Annotated in this window: 15 protein-coding genes; 9 read left to right on the top strand and 6 right to left on the bottom strand. The window is 72.2% G+C overall.

The annotated features are described in order from the left end of the window. Window positions 1-189: 189 nt before the first annotated feature. On the top strand, window positions 190-981 hold the full coding sequence (locus ACFY8O_RS15810) for a VOC family protein (RefSeq protein WP_387902402.1): 792 nt from the start codon (window positions 190-192) through the stop codon (window positions 979-981). 107 nt (window positions 982-1,088) lie between these two features. Further along, a complete protein-coding gene (locus ACFY8O_RS15805) occupies window positions 1,089-1,340 on the top strand; it encodes a WhiB family transcriptional regulator (protein WP_145805935.1) in 252 nt (83 codons plus the stop codon). A gap of 22 nt (window positions 1,341-1,362) precedes the next feature. Here the strand turns inward: ACFY8O_RS15805 and ACFY8O_RS15800 are convergent, their stop codons facing one another. The 4 genes from ACFY8O_RS15800 to ACFY8O_RS15785 form a co-directional block, all read right to left on the bottom strand. Next, window positions 1,363-2,253 carry a chitosanase gene (locus ACFY8O_RS15800; RefSeq protein ID WP_387902559.1) on the bottom strand — a complete coding sequence of 297 codons (891 nt, stop codon included), beginning with the start codon at window positions 2,251-2,253 and terminating at the stop codon, window positions 1,363-1,365. A gap of 407 nt (window positions 2,254-2,660) precedes the next feature. Continuing rightward, complete coding sequence (locus ACFY8O_RS15795; protein ID WP_145805934.1) at window positions 2,661-3,638, bottom strand: acyl-ACP desaturase; 978 nt, start codon at window positions 3,636-3,638, stop codon at window positions 2,661-2,663. A gap of 154 nt (window positions 3,639-3,792) precedes the next feature. Next, on the bottom strand, window positions 3,793-5,439 hold the full coding sequence (locus tag ACFY8O_RS15790) for an ABC-F family ATP-binding cassette domain-containing protein (protein ID WP_387902398.1): 1,647 nt from the start codon (window positions 5,437-5,439) through the stop codon (window positions 3,793-3,795). 209 nt (window positions 5,440-5,648) lie between these two features. Further along, window positions 5,649-6,065 (bottom strand): SsgA family sporulation/cell division regulator, encoded by a 417-nt coding sequence (locus ACFY8O_RS15785; protein ID WP_145805932.1) that lies wholly within the window; start codon window positions 6,063-6,065, stop codon window positions 5,649-5,651. Window positions 6,066-6,254: 189 nt separating this feature from the next. On the opposite strand from ACFY8O_RS15785, the gene ACFY8O_RS15780 reads away from it, so the two are divergent. Continuing rightward, window positions 6,255-7,334, top strand: coding sequence for a WD40/YVTN/BNR-like repeat-containing protein (locus ACFY8O_RS15780; protein ID WP_387902395.1), 1,080 nt, complete (start codon window positions 6,255-6,257; stop codon window positions 7,332-7,334). 344 nt (window positions 7,335-7,678) lie between these two features. Beyond that, window positions 7,679-9,280, top strand: a complete 1,602-nt coding sequence (locus ACFY8O_RS15775; protein WP_387902392.1) for a TROVE domain-containing protein — start codon at window positions 7,679-7,681, stop codon at window positions 9,278-9,280. 33 nt (window positions 9,281-9,313) lie between these two features. On the opposite strand, the gene ACFY8O_RS15770 is transcribed toward ACFY8O_RS15775, so the two are convergent. Further along, the gene (locus ACFY8O_RS15770; RefSeq protein WP_387902390.1) at window positions 9,314-9,613 is read right to left on the bottom strand and encodes a YciI family protein; all 300 of its coding nucleotides are present in this window, start codon (window positions 9,611-9,613) and stop codon (window positions 9,314-9,316) included. A gap of 92 nt (window positions 9,614-9,705) precedes the next feature. Here ACFY8O_RS15770 and ACFY8O_RS15765 point away from each other — a divergent pair, with 92 nt between their 5' ends. Both ACFY8O_RS15765 and mmpA read left to right on the top strand, forming a co-directional pair. Beyond that, complete coding sequence (locus tag ACFY8O_RS15765; protein WP_145805925.1) at window positions 9,706-10,383, top strand: endonuclease V; 678 nt, start codon at window positions 9,706-9,708, stop codon at window positions 10,381-10,383. An 83-nt stretch (window positions 10,384-10,466) separates the two neighbouring features. After that, complete coding sequence (mmpA, locus tag ACFY8O_RS15760; protein ID WP_387902387.1) at window positions 10,467-10,613, top strand: morphogenic membrane protein MmpA; 147 nt, start codon at window positions 10,467-10,469, stop codon at window positions 10,611-10,613. A gap of 21 nt (window positions 10,614-10,634) precedes the next feature. Here the strand turns inward: mmpA and ACFY8O_RS15755 are convergent, their stop codons facing one another. Beyond that, the gene (locus ACFY8O_RS15755; protein WP_387902384.1) at window positions 10,635-11,825 is read right to left on the bottom strand and encodes a saccharopine dehydrogenase family protein; all 1,191 of its coding nucleotides are present in this window, start codon (window positions 11,823-11,825) and stop codon (window positions 10,635-10,637) included. Window positions 11,826-12,031: 206 nt separating this feature from the next. Between ACFY8O_RS15755 and ACFY8O_RS15750 the strand changes: the two genes are divergently transcribed. Genes ACFY8O_RS15750 through ACFY8O_RS15740 form a run of 3 tightly spaced genes read left to right on the top strand, consistent with a single transcriptional unit; the run spans window position 12,032 to window position 15,361 of the window. After that, the gene (locus ACFY8O_RS15750; protein ID WP_387902381.1) at window positions 12,032-13,183 is read left to right on the top strand and encodes a CaiB/BaiF CoA transferase family protein; all 1,152 of its coding nucleotides are present in this window, start codon (window positions 12,032-12,034) and stop codon (window positions 13,181-13,183) included. Beyond that, on the top strand, window positions 13,183-14,217 hold the full coding sequence (locus ACFY8O_RS15745) for an LLM class F420-dependent oxidoreductase (protein ID WP_145805919.1): 1,035 nt from the start codon (window positions 13,183-13,185) through the stop codon (window positions 14,215-14,217). The genes ACFY8O_RS15750 and ACFY8O_RS15745 overlap by 1 nt, the downstream gene beginning before the upstream one ends. A gap of 1 nt (window position 14,218) precedes the next feature. Continuing rightward, on the top strand, window positions 14,219-15,361 hold the full coding sequence (locus tag ACFY8O_RS15740) for an acyl-CoA dehydrogenase family protein (RefSeq protein WP_145805917.1): 1,143 nt from the start codon (window positions 14,219-14,221) through the stop codon (window positions 15,359-15,361). Window positions 15,362-15,457 lie beyond the last annotated feature (96 nt).

The following is a 15,457-nucleotide window of genomic DNA, read 5'->3' as shown; positions in this document are numbered from 1 at the left end:
GTCTGCCACGACCGGACCCATCGTGCCATGCGTGCCGCCCCGCCCCGTGCACGCGAACTGCGGTTGTCGGTGGCGGGTGCCAGACTCGGGAAAAGCGGCACATCCCGGTCCGGCCAGGACGAGCGAGACATTCGCCCGTACGTCCGGCCAGGACGCGCGGGACAACGGAACTGGCCGAAGGAGCCCATCATGCGCGACCCAGCGTTCGTCACCGGCGCCCCCAACTGGATCGACCTCGGCACCCCCGACGTCGAGGCGGCCACGGCCTTCTACGGAGGCCTCTTCGGATGGGAGCTGGTGCCCGGCGGCCCCGAGACCGGTGGCTACGGCATGTATCAGCTGAGGGGGAAGACCGTCGCGGGCGTCATGACCGTGCCGGCGGACCAGGGTGCGCCCGCCTGGTCCGTCTACTTCCAGACCCCCGACGCCGACGCCACCGCGCGGTCGGTCGAGAAGGCGGGTGGCACGGCGGCGTTCGCCCCGATGGACGTGCTCGACTACGGCCGCATGGGCGGGTTCACGGACAGCACCGGCGCGTACTTCGGTGTCTGGCAGCCCGGGACGAACACCGGACTCGGCATGATCATGGAGTCCGGCTCGCTGATCTGGTCGGAGCTCTACACCCCGGACGTCCCCGCGGCGGCCGCCTTCTTCCACACGGTCTTCGGCTGGCAGACCCAGGACATGTCCTACCCCGACGGCTCCTACACGGTCGTCCGTCCCGCGGGCACGGAGAACGAGGAAGCCTCCTTCGGAGGGCTCGTCCCGCTCGACGAGGTGCCCAGCCAGGCCGAGGCCGGACCGCACTGGCTGCCGTACTTCGCCGTCGACGACGTGGACGCGACCGCCACCGCCGCGCAGCGGCTGGGCGGCCGGGTGACCGCGCCCGCCTCGGACGTGCCGGAAGTCGGCCGGATCGCGACCTTCGCGGACGCGGCCGGAGCGGCCTTCGCGGTGATCAAGCCTCTCCCGATGTCGTAGCCGGCCTGCGGGAACGCGCCGGGCGGGAGGTCGAGCGCCCCCGTCCGGCGGTTCGTTGAACGCGGTCGTTGATCACTTGTTTATCGCCACAGGGCACGGTGGGCACCATGCCGATCAACATCACCACCGACGAGCTCACCTGGCAGGAGACCGCGCTGTGTGCGCAGGCCGGGCCGGAGTTCTTCTTCCCGGCGCCGGGCAGCTCCACGCGGGAGGCCAAGCAGCTCTGCAACGCCTGCGAAGGCCGGCTGGCGTGCCTGGAGTACGCACTCGCGCACGACGAGCGCTTCGGCGTGTGGGGCGGGCTCTCCGAGAAGGAGCGCGAGCGGATGCGCAGATCGCGTTCCGACCGGCGCTGAGCGCCCGCCCGCGAGCCCTCCGTCACGTGATGCGGAAGGTCTCGCCGTACACCTGCCACACCAGGGGCTTGTCGAGGGCCAGGTTGCCCTCGCTCAGGAAGACCCGCTGCGCCGTGTCGATCCTGGACGTGTCGCGCTGGACCTTGCGTGCCCTGATGGCCTTCCTGGTCTCGTCCAGGAAGGCGTCGAGATACGCCTTCTCCTCGCCGCCCTCCGCCGCCGTGTCCGCCGCTCGCATCGCGGCGTCGCGGATGCCGTAGAAGCCGTCCGCCTCGATGCCCGGCCCGTGCAGCACCATCGCGTCGTAGTAGATGAACTGCCCCAGCGTGCCGAGCCCGTCGAGCTTCGCCAGCTCGACCGCGGGCTCGAAGTACAGCCTGTCGCGCGTCGCGTCCTGGGCCGCGCGGAAGGCGGGGTCCCGCGCCGCCTCACGCCAGGCGTCCGTGAAGCCCGGATCCAGACCCTCGTGCGAGTCGGTACCGTCCACCGCGCGCAGGGCGGGGAGGAACGGCGCGAGCGGATTGTCCGGGTGCTCGCCGGTGTAGCCCTCGATCAGTTGCAGCATGTCGTTCGTACCGGAACAGAAGCCGATGATCCCGGCCGTGTAGCCGGTGCCGTCACCGATGTCCTCGATCGCTCCGTACTGGCTGCGCCAGTCCAGGGTGGACGCCTCGGCGCTGGCCACGAGCCGGGAGGCGATCTCCTTCATCTCCGGGGCGGCGAGCCCCGGCGGGAGGGTGTCGATCTCCTCGGCGTGCTCCTCGGCCTGTTCCGCCGCCGCCGGCCTCGCCGTGCCGGACGGAGCGGGTCCGGCTGCCGGGCCGGTCACCGTGGGCGGCTCGGAGTCGCTCCCGCTGAACAGGATCGATACGGCGATGACGATCGGCGCGCCGAAGAGAACGAGGCGTGTCACTGGCTTCACCCGGCACAGAGTACGTTCCGTGAAGCTCGGGGGTGGCATCGCGGCCCGGGTGCGGCAGCGACACGCGGCGGCGGGGGGCCCCCGGGGGGGGGGCCCCCCCCCCGCCCCGCCGCCGGGGGGGGGGGGCCCGGGGGGGGGGCCGGGGCGGCCCGGGGGGGGGGGGGGGGGGGCGCCGGGGGGGGGGGGGCGGGGGGCGGGGGGGGGCCCGCCCCCGGGGGGGGGGGCGCCGGGGGGGGGGGCCCCCGCCACCGGGCCGTCGCGTCGGGGAGCGGATCCCGAGGCGGGGCCGAAGGGCCGAACGGTGTGGTGCGTGACCCGGATCCGGGGCTCGAGGCCGTTGTCCAGGCCCGGGGAGCGGCGCCGGGACCGGGCTCCAGGCCCGGAGGCCGGCCGGAGACTCAGGCCTGGGCGGCGCGGGCGGCCAACCGGGCCTTGCGGGCCGCAAGCTTCTCGTCGAACTTCGACGCCTCGCTGTCCAGGCCGCTCATGTAGAGGCCCAGCTCTTCCTGCGCCTTGAGTCCCTCCGGGCCGAGGCCGTCGATGTCGAGGACCTTCAGGTACCGCAGCACGGGCTGGATCACGTCGTCGTGGTGGATCCGCATGTTGTAGATCTCGCCGATGGCCATCTGCGCGGCGGCCCGCTCGAAGCCGGGCATGCCGTGTCCGGGCATGCGGAAGTTGACGACGACGTCGCGCACCGCCTCCATGGTGAGGTCGGGGGCGAGCTCGAAGGCCGCCGCCAGCAGGTTGCGGTAGAAGACCATGTGCAGGTTCTCGTCGGTCGCGATCCGCGCCAGCATGCGGTCGCAGACGGGGTCGCCCGACTGGTGGCCGGTGTTGCGGTGCGAGACGCGGGTCGCGAGCTCCTGGAACGCCACGTACGCCACCGAGTGCAGCATCGAGTGGCGGTTGTCGGACTCGAATCCCTCGGCCATGTGGGCCATGCGGAACTCTTCGAGCTTGTCCGGGTCCACAGCGCGCGAGGTCAGCAGGTAGTCGCGCATCACGATGCCGTGCCTGCCCTCCTCGGCGGTCCAGCGGTGCACCCAGGTGCCCCAGGCGCCGTCGCGCCCGAAGAGGGAGGCGATCTCGTGGTGGTAGCTGGGAAGGTTGTCCTCGGTCAGCAGGTTCACGACGAGGGCGATCCGCCCGAGGTCGGTGACCTTGGACTGGCCGGTCTCCCAGGCCTCGCCGTCCTCGAAGATGCCGGGGAAGTTGCGGCCGTCGGAGAACGGTACGTACTCGTGCGGCATCCAGGCCTTGGCGACCTTGAGATGGCGGTTGAGTTCCTTCTCCACCACCTCCTCGAGTGCGTACAGCAGTTGGGCGTCTGTCCACGCCTTCGAGCTGCCGAGGTGGGGAGAGGTGATCGTCACGAGGGCTCCTGGGGACGGGAGAATTACCTACGGCTTCGTAGGTTACGTGACCGTAGGTTAAGACGGCGGTAAGGCCTCAGCCAACCCCCGACCTGGGTACGAGTCGCCACTCTGCGTTATTACCGCAGTTCAGGCGGATATCCAGGGGGACAAGTCAGGCACCCGTACGTCCCGTCCCGCGTAGTTGACCGGGGTCCGATTCGTGCAGACCTCTCTCGTCCAGGACGAGCCGGCGGGTGATGCCCAGTGACCGGAGGAACGGCATGTCATGGCTCGCCACGATCAGCGCCCCCTCGTACGCCTCCAGTGCGGAGGTCAGACGGCGCACGCCGGAGAGGTCGAGACTGTTGGTCGGCTCGTCCAGCATCAGCAGGCGGGGCGCGGGCTCGGCGAGCAGCAGTGCGGCGAGCGTCGCCCGGAAGCGCTCCCCGCCCGAGAGGGTCCCGGCCGGTCTGTCCGCGCCTGCCCCCTTGAAGAGGAAGTGCGCGAGCCGGGCGCGGATGGCGTTGTCCGTGGCACCCGGTGCGAAGCGGGCCACGTTGGCGACCAGGGAGAGGGAGTCGTCGAGGACGTCGAGGCGCTGGGGCAGGAACCCCACCGGCACCTGCACGCTCGCCTCGCCCGACACCGGAGCCAGCGCCCCGGCGAGCGTGCGCAGGAGCGTCGTCTTGCCCGCGCCGTTGCGGCCGGTCAGCGCGATCCGTTCCGGCCCTCGCAGATCCCACTCGCCGCGGATCCGCGTCCCGTGGGCGAGTTCGAGGTCGCGCAGGAGGAGCACACCGAGGCCCGGACGCACCCGGGTGCGCGGCAGCTCGATGCGGATGGCCTCGTCGTCCCGCACCGCCCCGACGGCCTCGTCGAGGCGCTCCCGCGCCTGTGCCAGCCGCTCGGTGTGCATGATGCGGTGCTTGCCCGCGGACTCCTGCGCCGTCTGCTTGCGTTGGCCCATCACCGCCTTCGGCTCGCGCTTGGTGTCCCACATCTTCTGCCCGTACCGCCTGCGCCGGGCCAGCTTGACGTGCGCCTCGGTCAGCTCGCGCCTCTGCCGGCGTACGTCGGCCTCGGCGACCCGCACCATGCGTCCGGCCGCCTCCTGCTCCACCGCCAGGGCCTGTTCGTACGCCGACAGAGGCCCTCCGAACCAGGTGACGTCACCGTCGTGCAGATCGGCGATCCGGTCCACCCGCTCCAGCAGCTCCCGGTCGTGACTGACGACGACCATCACGCCGGTCCATGCGTCGACGGCGTCGTAGAGGCGTCCGCGGGCGTCCAGGTCGAGGTTGTTCGTCGGCTCGTCCAGCAGCAGGACCGAAGGGCGTGCGAACAGCAGGGCGGCCAGCCGCAGCAGCACGCATTCACCGCCCGACAGTTCGCCGATCGTCCGGTCGAACCCGGCGCCGGCCAGGCCCAGCCGGTCGAGCAGGGCGAGGGCGCGTTCCTCCACGTCCCAGTCGTCACCGATGACCGCGAAGTGCTCCTCCCGGACGTCGCCCGCCTCGACGGCAGCCAGTGCCGCGCGTTTCCCTGCGACACCCAGCACATCGTCGACCCGCAGCGCGGTGTCCAGGGTGAGGTCCTGCCGGAGGTGGCCGACGTCGCCGACCGTCCTGATCCGGCCGGAGGACGGCGTGAGTTCGCCTGCGATCAGCCGCAACAGCGTCGACTTCCCACAGCCGTTACGGCCGATCAGGCCGGTCCGGCCGGGACCGACGGAGAGCTGGAAGGAACGGAAGAGCTCACTCCCGTCGGGCCACGCGAACGACAGGGAGGAGCAGGTGATGTGGGTGGCGGATGCAGGCACAAGGGTCTCCCGGCTGCGTCGAGGAACACGGGGAAGGGCTCGGACACACTGGGGCCACGCAGCGGCACGCGTGCGGTGGCACGCGGCTGGGTGTGCGGACACCTCAGATGTGGAGCAACGTCCTTCTCCGATACGACGACAGCAGGGACACCGAAGACGTTACGGACGGCCCTTGCCGTCGCGCAACCGAATTCGGGCGGTCCGGCCGCTCAGCAGGATCCGTCCAGCAGATCGGTCAGGCCGGCGTCCAGGTCCATGAAGCGGTACTCGTCGCCCACCGGGACCAGTTCCTGCGCGCGCTCCAGGAAGTGGCGCAGCTCGGACGTCCGCACGTGCACCATGGCGATGCCCTCGACGGCGTGGAACTCCAGCACCGTGCGGTCGTAGCCGAACGGCCGTACCCGCACGTCCCCGACCCCGGCCGGGGCGTCCATCCCCGTGGCGAGCAGCTCGCGGGAGAACTCCCACGCCACCTCGGTCCCTTCGAGGGTCGCGGGTGCCGGGAACGCCATGCGTACGGCGAAGGGGTCCTTGCGGTCGTACTGCAGGGTTGCGGGCAGAGTCTCCATGCGCGGCGCGGACGCGACCATACGGGCCTGCACGGACTGCTCGATAACGCTGGACAAGACCTGCTCCCTCTCGCCTCAAACGACGGTTCCCGGCATTGGAGTAGACGACGGAACGCCTCCATCCGTGCACTGGCGGGGGGCGTGAGCTGTGTCACCGCCCGCCGCCCCGGCTCTTCCCGATCACCTGCCCCGTTTCGCGGGGCGCACCCTGGACGCGCGTCCACCCGTGCGTTAGCTTCCAGCGCCATGAGGTCCATGCGCGGGACGCGACGGCTGACGGCACTGGCACTCTGCGGAGCGGCGGTGACCGCGGCGCTGGCCGCACCGTCGGCGCAGGCGGCCCCGGAGAGGCGCGGGGAACGGGGGTGGACCCTCACGGCGACGGGATCGGACGCGCGCTTCCGCGGTCTCGCGGCGGTCGGCCGGGACGCCGCGTGGGTCGCGGGCTCGGGGGGCACGGTCCTGCGCACCGTCGACGGCGGCCGGCACTGGAGCGACGTCTCGCCGCCCGGCGCGGCGGGGCTGGAACTCCGCGACATCGAGGCGTTCGACCGGCGACGCGCCGTTGCCCTGGCCATCGGTGAGGGAGAGGCGTCGCGCGTCTTCCGCACGGAGGACGGCGGTACCACCTGGACCGAGTCCTTCCGCAACGACGACGCCAGGGCGTTCTACGACTGCCTGACCTTCTTCGACAGCCGTCACGGGCTCGCGATGAGCGACCCGGTGGACGGGAGGTTCCGCATCCTGTCCACCTCGGACGGCGGGCGGAACTGGCGTGTGCTGCCGGACGCGGGGATGCCCGCCGCACAGCCGGGCGAGGCCGGTTTCGCCGCGAGCGGCCAGTGCCTGGTGAGCTCCGGTGCCGAGGACGTCTGGCTCGCCACCGGAGGCTCCGCGACCGCCCGCGTGCTGCACTCCCGGGACCGCGGACTGACCTGGACCGAGGCGACGTCACCGATCCCGGCGGGCGATCCGGCACGCGGTGTCTTCGGTCTCGCCTTCCGCGACCGTACGCACGGCATCGCGGTGGGCGGCGACTACCGCGCGGACCAGCCGTCCCCGGACGCCGCCTCCGTCACCCGGGACGGCGGCCGGAGCTGGCGGAGCGCGGCCACCCCGCCGCCCGCCTACCGCTCGGGCGTGGCGTGGCTGCCGCACAGCGCGCGGTCGGCGCTCGCCGTCGGCCCGACCGGGACCGACCTCACCCGGGACGGCGGACGCACCTGGCGGACCGTGGACACCGGCTCCTACGACACGGTGGACTGCGCACCGGACGGCGGCTGCTGGGCCTCCGGCGAGAAGGGCCGCGTGGCACGGCTGCGCTAGCGACGCGGGCGGAGCGAGCCGGAGCGTGACGGCGGATCACCCGCGCCGTCCCGGCGCGTCCGCTCCACAGGCCCGCCGCCCAGGGGTGCACGCGGCCGTTAATCAGTGGTGCGCCGCCCGGAGGGCTGTCTAGGCTGGCGGAGCGACCGCGCCCCCGATGCGCCCGGCTGCGGCTACTTCCTTCTGACAGCCGAGTGACGCCGCGGCCCTTTCACCGATCTCGAGGGGCGCGGCCGTTTCCGCCGCGGCCCGTCCATGGTCCGGGTCCGTGGCTGTCCGTTCCTCGAATCCGGGGGGATTCACTGCCTCGTCACACCCAGCGCGTCTCCAAGGTCTGGACGGAGATGCTCGTGGCACCGCACGTCTCGGCGGCAGCCCGCACCGTCTCGTCACGACCACGTCCCGGCCCCGCCCCGGGCGCACAGGCATTCCGTACGTACGCAGGGGGCCCGGCCTTCGTCCGGGAGCCCCGGGAGGAACTCTTCCTCCTGGCCGTCGGCAACCTCGTCTCGCAGCAGACCTTCCACGAGAGCGGCCAGGAGCGCGACGAGCGCTACCTCCGCCTCGTGCGGGCACACGCCGTCGAGGATCCGGCGTGGACGGCCGGGCTGCTGCGATGGCTCCGCGGAGAGGGCAGCATGCGGACCGCCTCCCTGGTGGGTGCCGCGGCCTACGTCCGGGCCCGGCTCGACGCCGGGGTCAGCGAGGGTCCTTCCAACCGGTCCGTGATCGACTCGGTGCTCCAGCGCGCCGACGAGCCCGGGGAACTGCTCGCCCACTGGCTCTCGGCGTACGGGCGGAACGTGCCGCAGCCCGTGAAGAGGGGCGTCGCCGACGCCGTACGGCGGCTGTACACCTCCCGGTCGCTGCTGAAGTACGACACCGCGTCCAGGGCCGTCCGCTTCGGCGACGTGCTCAACCTGGTGCACGCCGCCCCCGACCCGGCCAAGCCCTGGCAGGGCGCGCTGTTCCGGTACGCCCTGGACCGCCGGCACCACCCGGAGCGCGCGGTCCCTCCGGTCTCCGACCGGTTGCTGACCGCGCACCGAACGCTGACGGAGCTTCCGGCCGAGCGGTGGCGGGCCCTGGTCACCGGGCCGGGCGGAGCCGAGCGGCTGGCCGAGGCGGGCATGACCTGGGAGTCCGTGGCGGGCCGGCTCGGGGGGCCGATGGACGCCGCCGTCTGGGAGGCCGTGATCCCCTCGATGGGGCCGATGGCCCTCGTACGGAATCTGCGCAACTTCGACGAGGCGGGGGTCTCCGACGCGGCGGCCGCACGCGTCGCCGAACGGATCTCGGACGCCTCCGAGGTCGCCAGGTCGCGGCAGTTCCCCTTCCGCTACCTGGCGGCCCACCGGCACGCGCCCTCAGCACGCTGGGCGGACCCGCTGGAACGGGCGCTGGGGCACTCGCTGGCCGCTGTGCCCGCCCTGCCCGGCCGGACGCTGGTGCTCGTGGACCGGTCGGACTCCATGTTCTGGGACACCGTCTCGGAGCGGTCCGTGCTGACCCGCGCCGACGCCGCGGCCGTGTTCGGCGCCGCGCTCGCACTGCGGGCCGAGCAGGCTGACCTGGTGCAGTACGGATGGTCCAGCGCGGCGGTGCCGTTCCGGCCGGGGGAGCCGGTGCTGGAGGTACTGAAACGCTTCCGCGGTCTCGGAGGCACGTACACGACGAAGGCGCTCCGCACCCACTTCGACGGGCACGACCGGGTCCTGATCGTCACCGACGAGCAGTCCGCGCCGCCCGGCCCTCACGCCGGGGACCCGGTCCCGGCCGGCACCCCGGTCCACACCTGGAACCTGGCGGGGTACCGGCCCGCCCACAGCCCCCCGGGGCCCCACCGGTACACCTTCGGAGGACTCACGGACGCCGCGTTCACGATGGTCGGTCTCCTCGAGGCCGGCCACGACGCCACCTGGCCGTGGACCACCGGCCCGGTGTGACCCGCCCGGGCACAGGAACGCGCAAGGCAGCCCTCAGCCGGGCAGTTGCTGCCGGTACGGTGCGAGCGCCTCCGAGGTCTTCGTCGCGAGGAACTCGGTGATCCGGTAGGCGCACACCCCGTGAGCCGCGAAGGGGTCGGAGGCCGCGATCCGCTCGATCCCGGCACGGTCGTCGCCCACGGCCAGGATCACACCGCCGTCGCGGGGGTTCTTGCGTCCCGAGGCGATGAACACCCCGGCCGCGTACTGCGCGTCCAGCCAGCTGACGTGCTCCGTCATGAGGGTGTCGACGCGCTCGACCGGTGCGGTGTAGGTCAATTCGAGTACGAACATGACCGGCAGGCTACCCGCCCCCCGGAGGGCCGTTTCCCGGAGTGCCGGGGCCGGCCTCCCGAGACGGCTGGGCAGTTCTAGACTGGCCCGCCATGACGACTTTCCGGACGCCCGCGGGCGAGGCCGAGGCCCGCGCCGTCCAGGACGCGCTGCGCACGCGCGTGGTGCTGGACGAGCCCGGGCCGGCGCCCGGCACCGGCCGGGTCACCGGCGTCGACGTCGCCTACGACGACGGGCGCGATCTGGTCGTCGCGGCGGCCGTGACCCTGGACGCCGCCACTCTCGACGTGATCGCCGAGTCCACCGCCACGGGCCGTGTCTCGTTCCCGTACGTCCCCGGGCTCCTGGCCTTCCGGGAGCTCCCCGCAGTCCTCGCCGCGCTGGAGGACCTGCCGTCGGACCCGGGGCTCGTCGTCTGTGACGGCTACGGCAGGGCGCACCCGCGCAGGTTCGGGCTCGCGAGCCACCTGGGCGTCCTCACCGGGCTGCCCGTCATCGGTGTCGCCAAGAACCCCTTCACCTTCCGCTACGAGCAACCCGGACCCCGGCGGGGCGACTTCACCCCGCTCCTGGACGGGGACGAGGAAGTGGGCCGGGCCCTGCGCACACAGGACGGGACCAAGCCCGTCTTCGTCTCGGTCGGGCACCGCACCGGCCTGGACAACGCGTGCGCCCAGACGCTCGCGCTGGCCCGGGACTTCCGCCAGCCAGAGACGACCCGCAGGGCGGACGCCCTGTGCCGGGCCGCCCTCAGGGAAGCGATCGGCTGATCCGGACACCCGCCCACCGACTGTTGCCGACTGAGTACATGTACGGATGTTGCTCGTCGAACATCAGGGGCAGGCTGGTACACATGATCGACCACCACACTCCTCAGATGAGCACCGGAACCGTACGTCTTTCGCAGCGCGGTGTCGCCGTGGGCATGACCCTCGGCGTCCTCGCGGGAATCGGCTGGACCGTGTCCATGGTCGTGACCCTGGCGTCCTGGATGCTCTGACCGGCTCCCGCCGCCCCGGGCTCAGCGCACCGTCGCGACCCGGAAGCGCAGCCCGGCCCTCGTCAGCCGGTCCAGCAGCGCGTCGCCCGCCACGACGGCAGTGGTGGCCTGTCCCGACGTCGCGGGCAGGTCGTCGAAGGCGAGGGCGAGGGCCGTCTCGGCGAGCATCTTCGCCGTCTCGCCGTAGCCGGGGTCGCCACCGGACACCTCCGTCCACACCTGCCGGCCCCCGCCCTCGCCGATGAAGCGGACGGTGAACCAACTGCGCCGCCTGCGCTGCTCGTCGGGGCCCGTGCCCGGTTCGACCCGCGCCGACAGCCAGTCCCGTGCGGCCGGGACCTGGGCGGCGGCGGTCAGCAGACCTACGGCTGCCGTCCCGCCGAGCGCCATCGGCAGGTGCTTGACGGAGGCGAAGTGCCGGTAGCGGAAGTCGGGGCCGTAGCGCTCCAGCGCTCGCGCCGACCGCTCGACGACGCGGGGGTCCAGGGTCGGCAGCGGCAGAGCCCAGGTCCCGGTCTCCGGGCTGAAGTGGGGTGAGCCCTGCGGGGCGCGGGCCCGGCGGCCGACCAGCCGCGGCTCGTGGAGCCGGCGTTCCCTGGCGGCCCGCAGCGTCTGCGGGCCGCGGCTCATCGCGGTCAGTGCCGAGGCGAACGTACCGCCGGAGAAGACCGCGCCGGTGCGGACATACCCGTCCACGGTCAGGGGCACGCCCTCGGGAAGCTGCCGGACGGTGAAGTAGACGCCGAGGTCGTGCGGCACCGAGTCGAAACCGCAGGCGTGCACAAGGCGGGCGCCGGTCTCGCGGGCGCGGGTGTCGTGCTCCAGGTACATGCGGTCCACGAACTCCGGCTCGCCGGTCAGATCGGCGTAGTCGGTTCCGGCCTCCGCGCAGGCGGCGACCAGTGCCCTCCCGTGGTGGATGTAGGGACCCACCGTCGAGGCCACCACGTGCGTGGACTCGGCGAGTTCCCGCAGGGCCGCGGCGTCGTCCGCGTCGGCCGTCAGCAGCGGCAGGGCGGCGCAGTGCGGACGGTCCACGGCGAGGCGGGCGCGCACCTGCTCCAGCTTGTCGCGGTTGCGGCCCGCGAGCGCCCAGCGACAGCCTTCCGGAGCGTGGGCGGCCAGATATTCGGCTGTGAGCGCCCCCACGAAGCCGGTAGCTCCGAAAAGAACGACGTCGTAGGGGCGCTCTGCCCCGTTCTGCCTGTTCATGAGTGCCTCCGCAGGGCCGGGCGCCGATGTGGCAGGCAGAGGTTAGCGGAGGGACTCGTGGTGCCGTGCGGCCGGGCGGGGCTCCGGTGCGAGAGGATCCGCTGAAAAGAACTAAGCGCTTGCTCGGCCAAAGGGGTTGTGCGGAGCGCGGTCCGTTCTTAGCATCATCGATGTTACATCAGTTGTGTCACACCGCTGGGGGCTTGATGGCAACGACAGGACAGGGGCCCCAGGGCCCGTTGACCGGGGTGCGCGTCGTGGAACTGGCGGGCATCGGCCCGGGGCCGTTCGCTGCGATGCTCCTCGCCGATCTCGGCGCCGATGTGGTGCGCGTGGACAGACCGGGCGGTTCGGCGATCGGCATCGAACCCGCCTTCGACCTCACCAACCGCAACAAGCGCTCCGTCCTCGTCGACCTGAAGGCCGAAGGCGGGGCGGACACGGTCCTCGACCTCGTCGAGCGCGCCGACGTACTCATCGAGGGATACCGGCCCGGCGTCGCGGAACGCCTCGGGGTCGGCCCCGACGCATGCCTGAAGCGCAATCCGCAGCTCGTCTACGGCCGGATGACCGGCTGGGGACAGGAAGGGCCGCTGGCCGACCGGGCGGGACACGACATCGCCTACATCGCCCTCACCGGCACCCTGTCCATGATCGGCAGGTCCGGTGAGCCGCCCACCGTGCCCGTCAACCTGGTCGGCGACTTCGCCGGCGGCTCGCTCTACCTCGTCGTCGGCGTGCTCGCCGCCCTCCAGCACGCCCGGACGCCCGGCGGAACCGGGCAGGTCGTGGACGCCGCCATCGTCGACGGCGCGTCCCATCTCGCCACGATCATCCACGGGATGCTGGCGGCCGGCACCTGGCAGGACCGGCGCGGCGCGAACCTCCTCGACGGCGGATGCCCCTTCTACGGCTCCTACGAGACCTCCGACGGCGGGTACATGGCGGTCGGGCCCCTGGAACCCCGCTTCTACGAGGAGTTCGCCGGGCTGCTCGGGCTGGGGGAGGAGGCTCCCGACCGCAACGACCTCGGGCGCTGGGAGGAGCTGCGGGCACTTGTCGCGGACCGGTTCAGCACCCGCACGCGCGCCGAGTGGACCGAGATCTTCGAAGGCACGGACGCCTGCGTCGCGCCGGTCCTCTCGCTCCGTGAAGCACCCCACCACCCCCACCTCGCCGCCCGCTCCACCTTCGTGGAGCACGGCGGACTCACCCAGCCCGCCCCCGCCCCCCGTTTCTCCGCGACCCCCGTCTCCGTGCGCAGCGCACCGGCGCTGCCCGGGGCGGACACCGAGGCCGTCGCCGCCGACTGGGGACTGCCGGGCCTGCTGACCACCCGGAAGGACACGACCGGCTGATGGAACTCTCCCTGCCGCTGAACTACGCGGGCGATCCGCGCGCCGCCTGCGACCAGGTCGCGGAATTCGAGTCCGCCGGACTCGACGCCGTCTGGGTGGCCGAGGCGTACGGCTTCGACTCGCCCACCCTCATGGGGTACCTCGCCGCCCGCACCACGCGCATGAAGATCGGCGCGGCGATCCTCAACGTCTACTCCCGCACCCCCGCCCTCATCGCCCAGACCGGCGCCGGGCTGGACGCCGTGTCCGGGGGCAGGGCGCTGCTCGGGCTGGGAGCCTCGGGGCCGCAGGTCGTGGAGGGCTGGCACGGCAAGCCCTACGACAAGCCGCTCGGCCGCACCCGCGAGACCGTCGAGCTCTGCCGGCGTATCTGGCGCCGCGAGGTCATCGACCACCACGGCATCACCGACATGCCGCTGCCCGCCGAGAAGGGCGGCAAGCTCGGCAAGCCGCTGAAGATCCTCACCAAGCCGGTGCGCGACACGATTCCGCTCTACGTGGCGTCCCTCGGCCCGGCCAACGTCAGGATGACCGCCGAGATCGCCGACGGCTGGCTGCCCACCCTCTACATCCCGGAGAAGGCCCAGCAGGTCTGGGGCGCCGCGCTCGCCGAGGGCGCGGCGAAGCGCGACCCCGCGCTGGGCCCCCTGCAGACCGTCGCGGGCGGCCTGCTGGCCATCGGCGACGACGCGGCGGCCGTCCGGGACCTGGCCCGCCCGCAGATCGCGCTGTACGTCGGCGGCATGGGCGCACGGGGCAAGAACTTCTACAACGACCTCGCCGTCGCCTACGGCTACGAGAAGGAGGCCGCCACCATCCAGGAGCTCTACCTCTCCGGGAAGAAGCGGGAGGCCGAGGCCGCCGTCCCGGACGAGTTCTGCGAGCTCATGACGCTCTGCGGTCCCGAGGGTTACGTACGCGACCGCCTCCAGGCGTTCCGCGAGGCCGGGGTCACCATGCTCAACGTCACGCCCGTCGGCCCCGAGCCGGCGCGGTTGATCTCCACCGTCAAGAACTGGCTCCAGGGGGCTTGAAGTGCAGCGGCAGATCTTCACCGAAGAGCACGACGCGTTCCGCGAGAGCGTCCGCACCTTCCTGGCCAAGGAAGTCCTCCCGCACTACGAGCAGTGGGAGAAGGACGGCATCGTCTCGCGTGAGGCCTGGCTCGCGGCCGGGCGGCAGGGGCTGCTCGGCCTCGCCGTCCCGGAGGAGTACGGCGGCGGGGGCAACGCCGACTTCCGCTACAGCGCGGTCATCGCCGAGGAGTTCACCCGCGCGGGTGCCGCCGGGCTCGCGCTCGGTCTGCACAACGACATCATCGGCCCCTACCTCACGGACCTCGCCACCGAGGAACAGAAGCGGCGCTGGCTGCCCGGCTTCTGCAGCGGTGAGACCATCACCGCCATCGCCATGACGGAACCCGGCGCCGGCTCCGACCTCCAGGGCATCCGCACCAGCGCCGAGGACAAGGGCGACCACTGGGTCCTCAACGGCTCGAAGACCTTCATCTCCAACGGCATCCTGGCCGACCTGGTCATCGTCGTCGCCAAGACCTCGCCCGAGGGCGGGGCGAAGGGCCTCTCGCTGCTCGTCGTCGAGCGGGGTGCCGAGGGATTCGAGCGGGGCCGCAACCTGGACAAGATCGGCCAGAAGTCCCAGGACACCGCCGAACTGTTCTTCAACGACGTACGCGTTCCCAAGGAGAACCTCCTCGGCGAGCTGAACGGCGCCTTCGTGCACCTCATGACCAACCTGGCCCAGGAGCGGATGGGCATAGCGGTCGCCGGTATCGCCGCCGCCGAACACCTCCTGGAGATCACCACCCGGTACGTCAAGGAGCGCGAGGCCTTCGGGCGGCCCCTCTCCAAGCTCCAGCACGTCCGCTTCGAGATCGCCGAGATGGCCACCGAGTGCGCCGTCACCCGGACGTTCCTCGACCGGTGCATCGTCGACCACTCCGAGGGGACGCTCGACGCCGTGCACGCGTCGATGGCCAAGTGGTGGGCCACCGAGCTCCAGAAGCGCGTCGCCGACCGCTGCCTCCAGCTCCACGGCGGATACGGGTACATGACGGAGTACCGGGTCGCCAAGGCCTTCACCGACGGCCGCATCCAGACCATCTACGGCGGTACGACCGAGATCATGAAGGAGATCATCGGCCGCTCGCTGCTCGCCTGACCCGGGCCTCCCGTCCCGGTCCCGCCGGGCCCGCGTGATCCGGCCCGATCCTGACGGAAGACCCCTCCCGCCCAGCACCGACCCCGAAAGGCAGCT

Origin of the sequence: Streptomyces argenteolus (assembly GCF_042902585.1) — a bacterium.
GTDB lineage: Bacteria > Actinomycetota > Actinomycetes > Streptomycetales > Streptomycetaceae > Streptomyces > Streptomyces argenteolus.
This window is presented reverse-complemented; position numbering and strand designations above follow the sequence as displayed.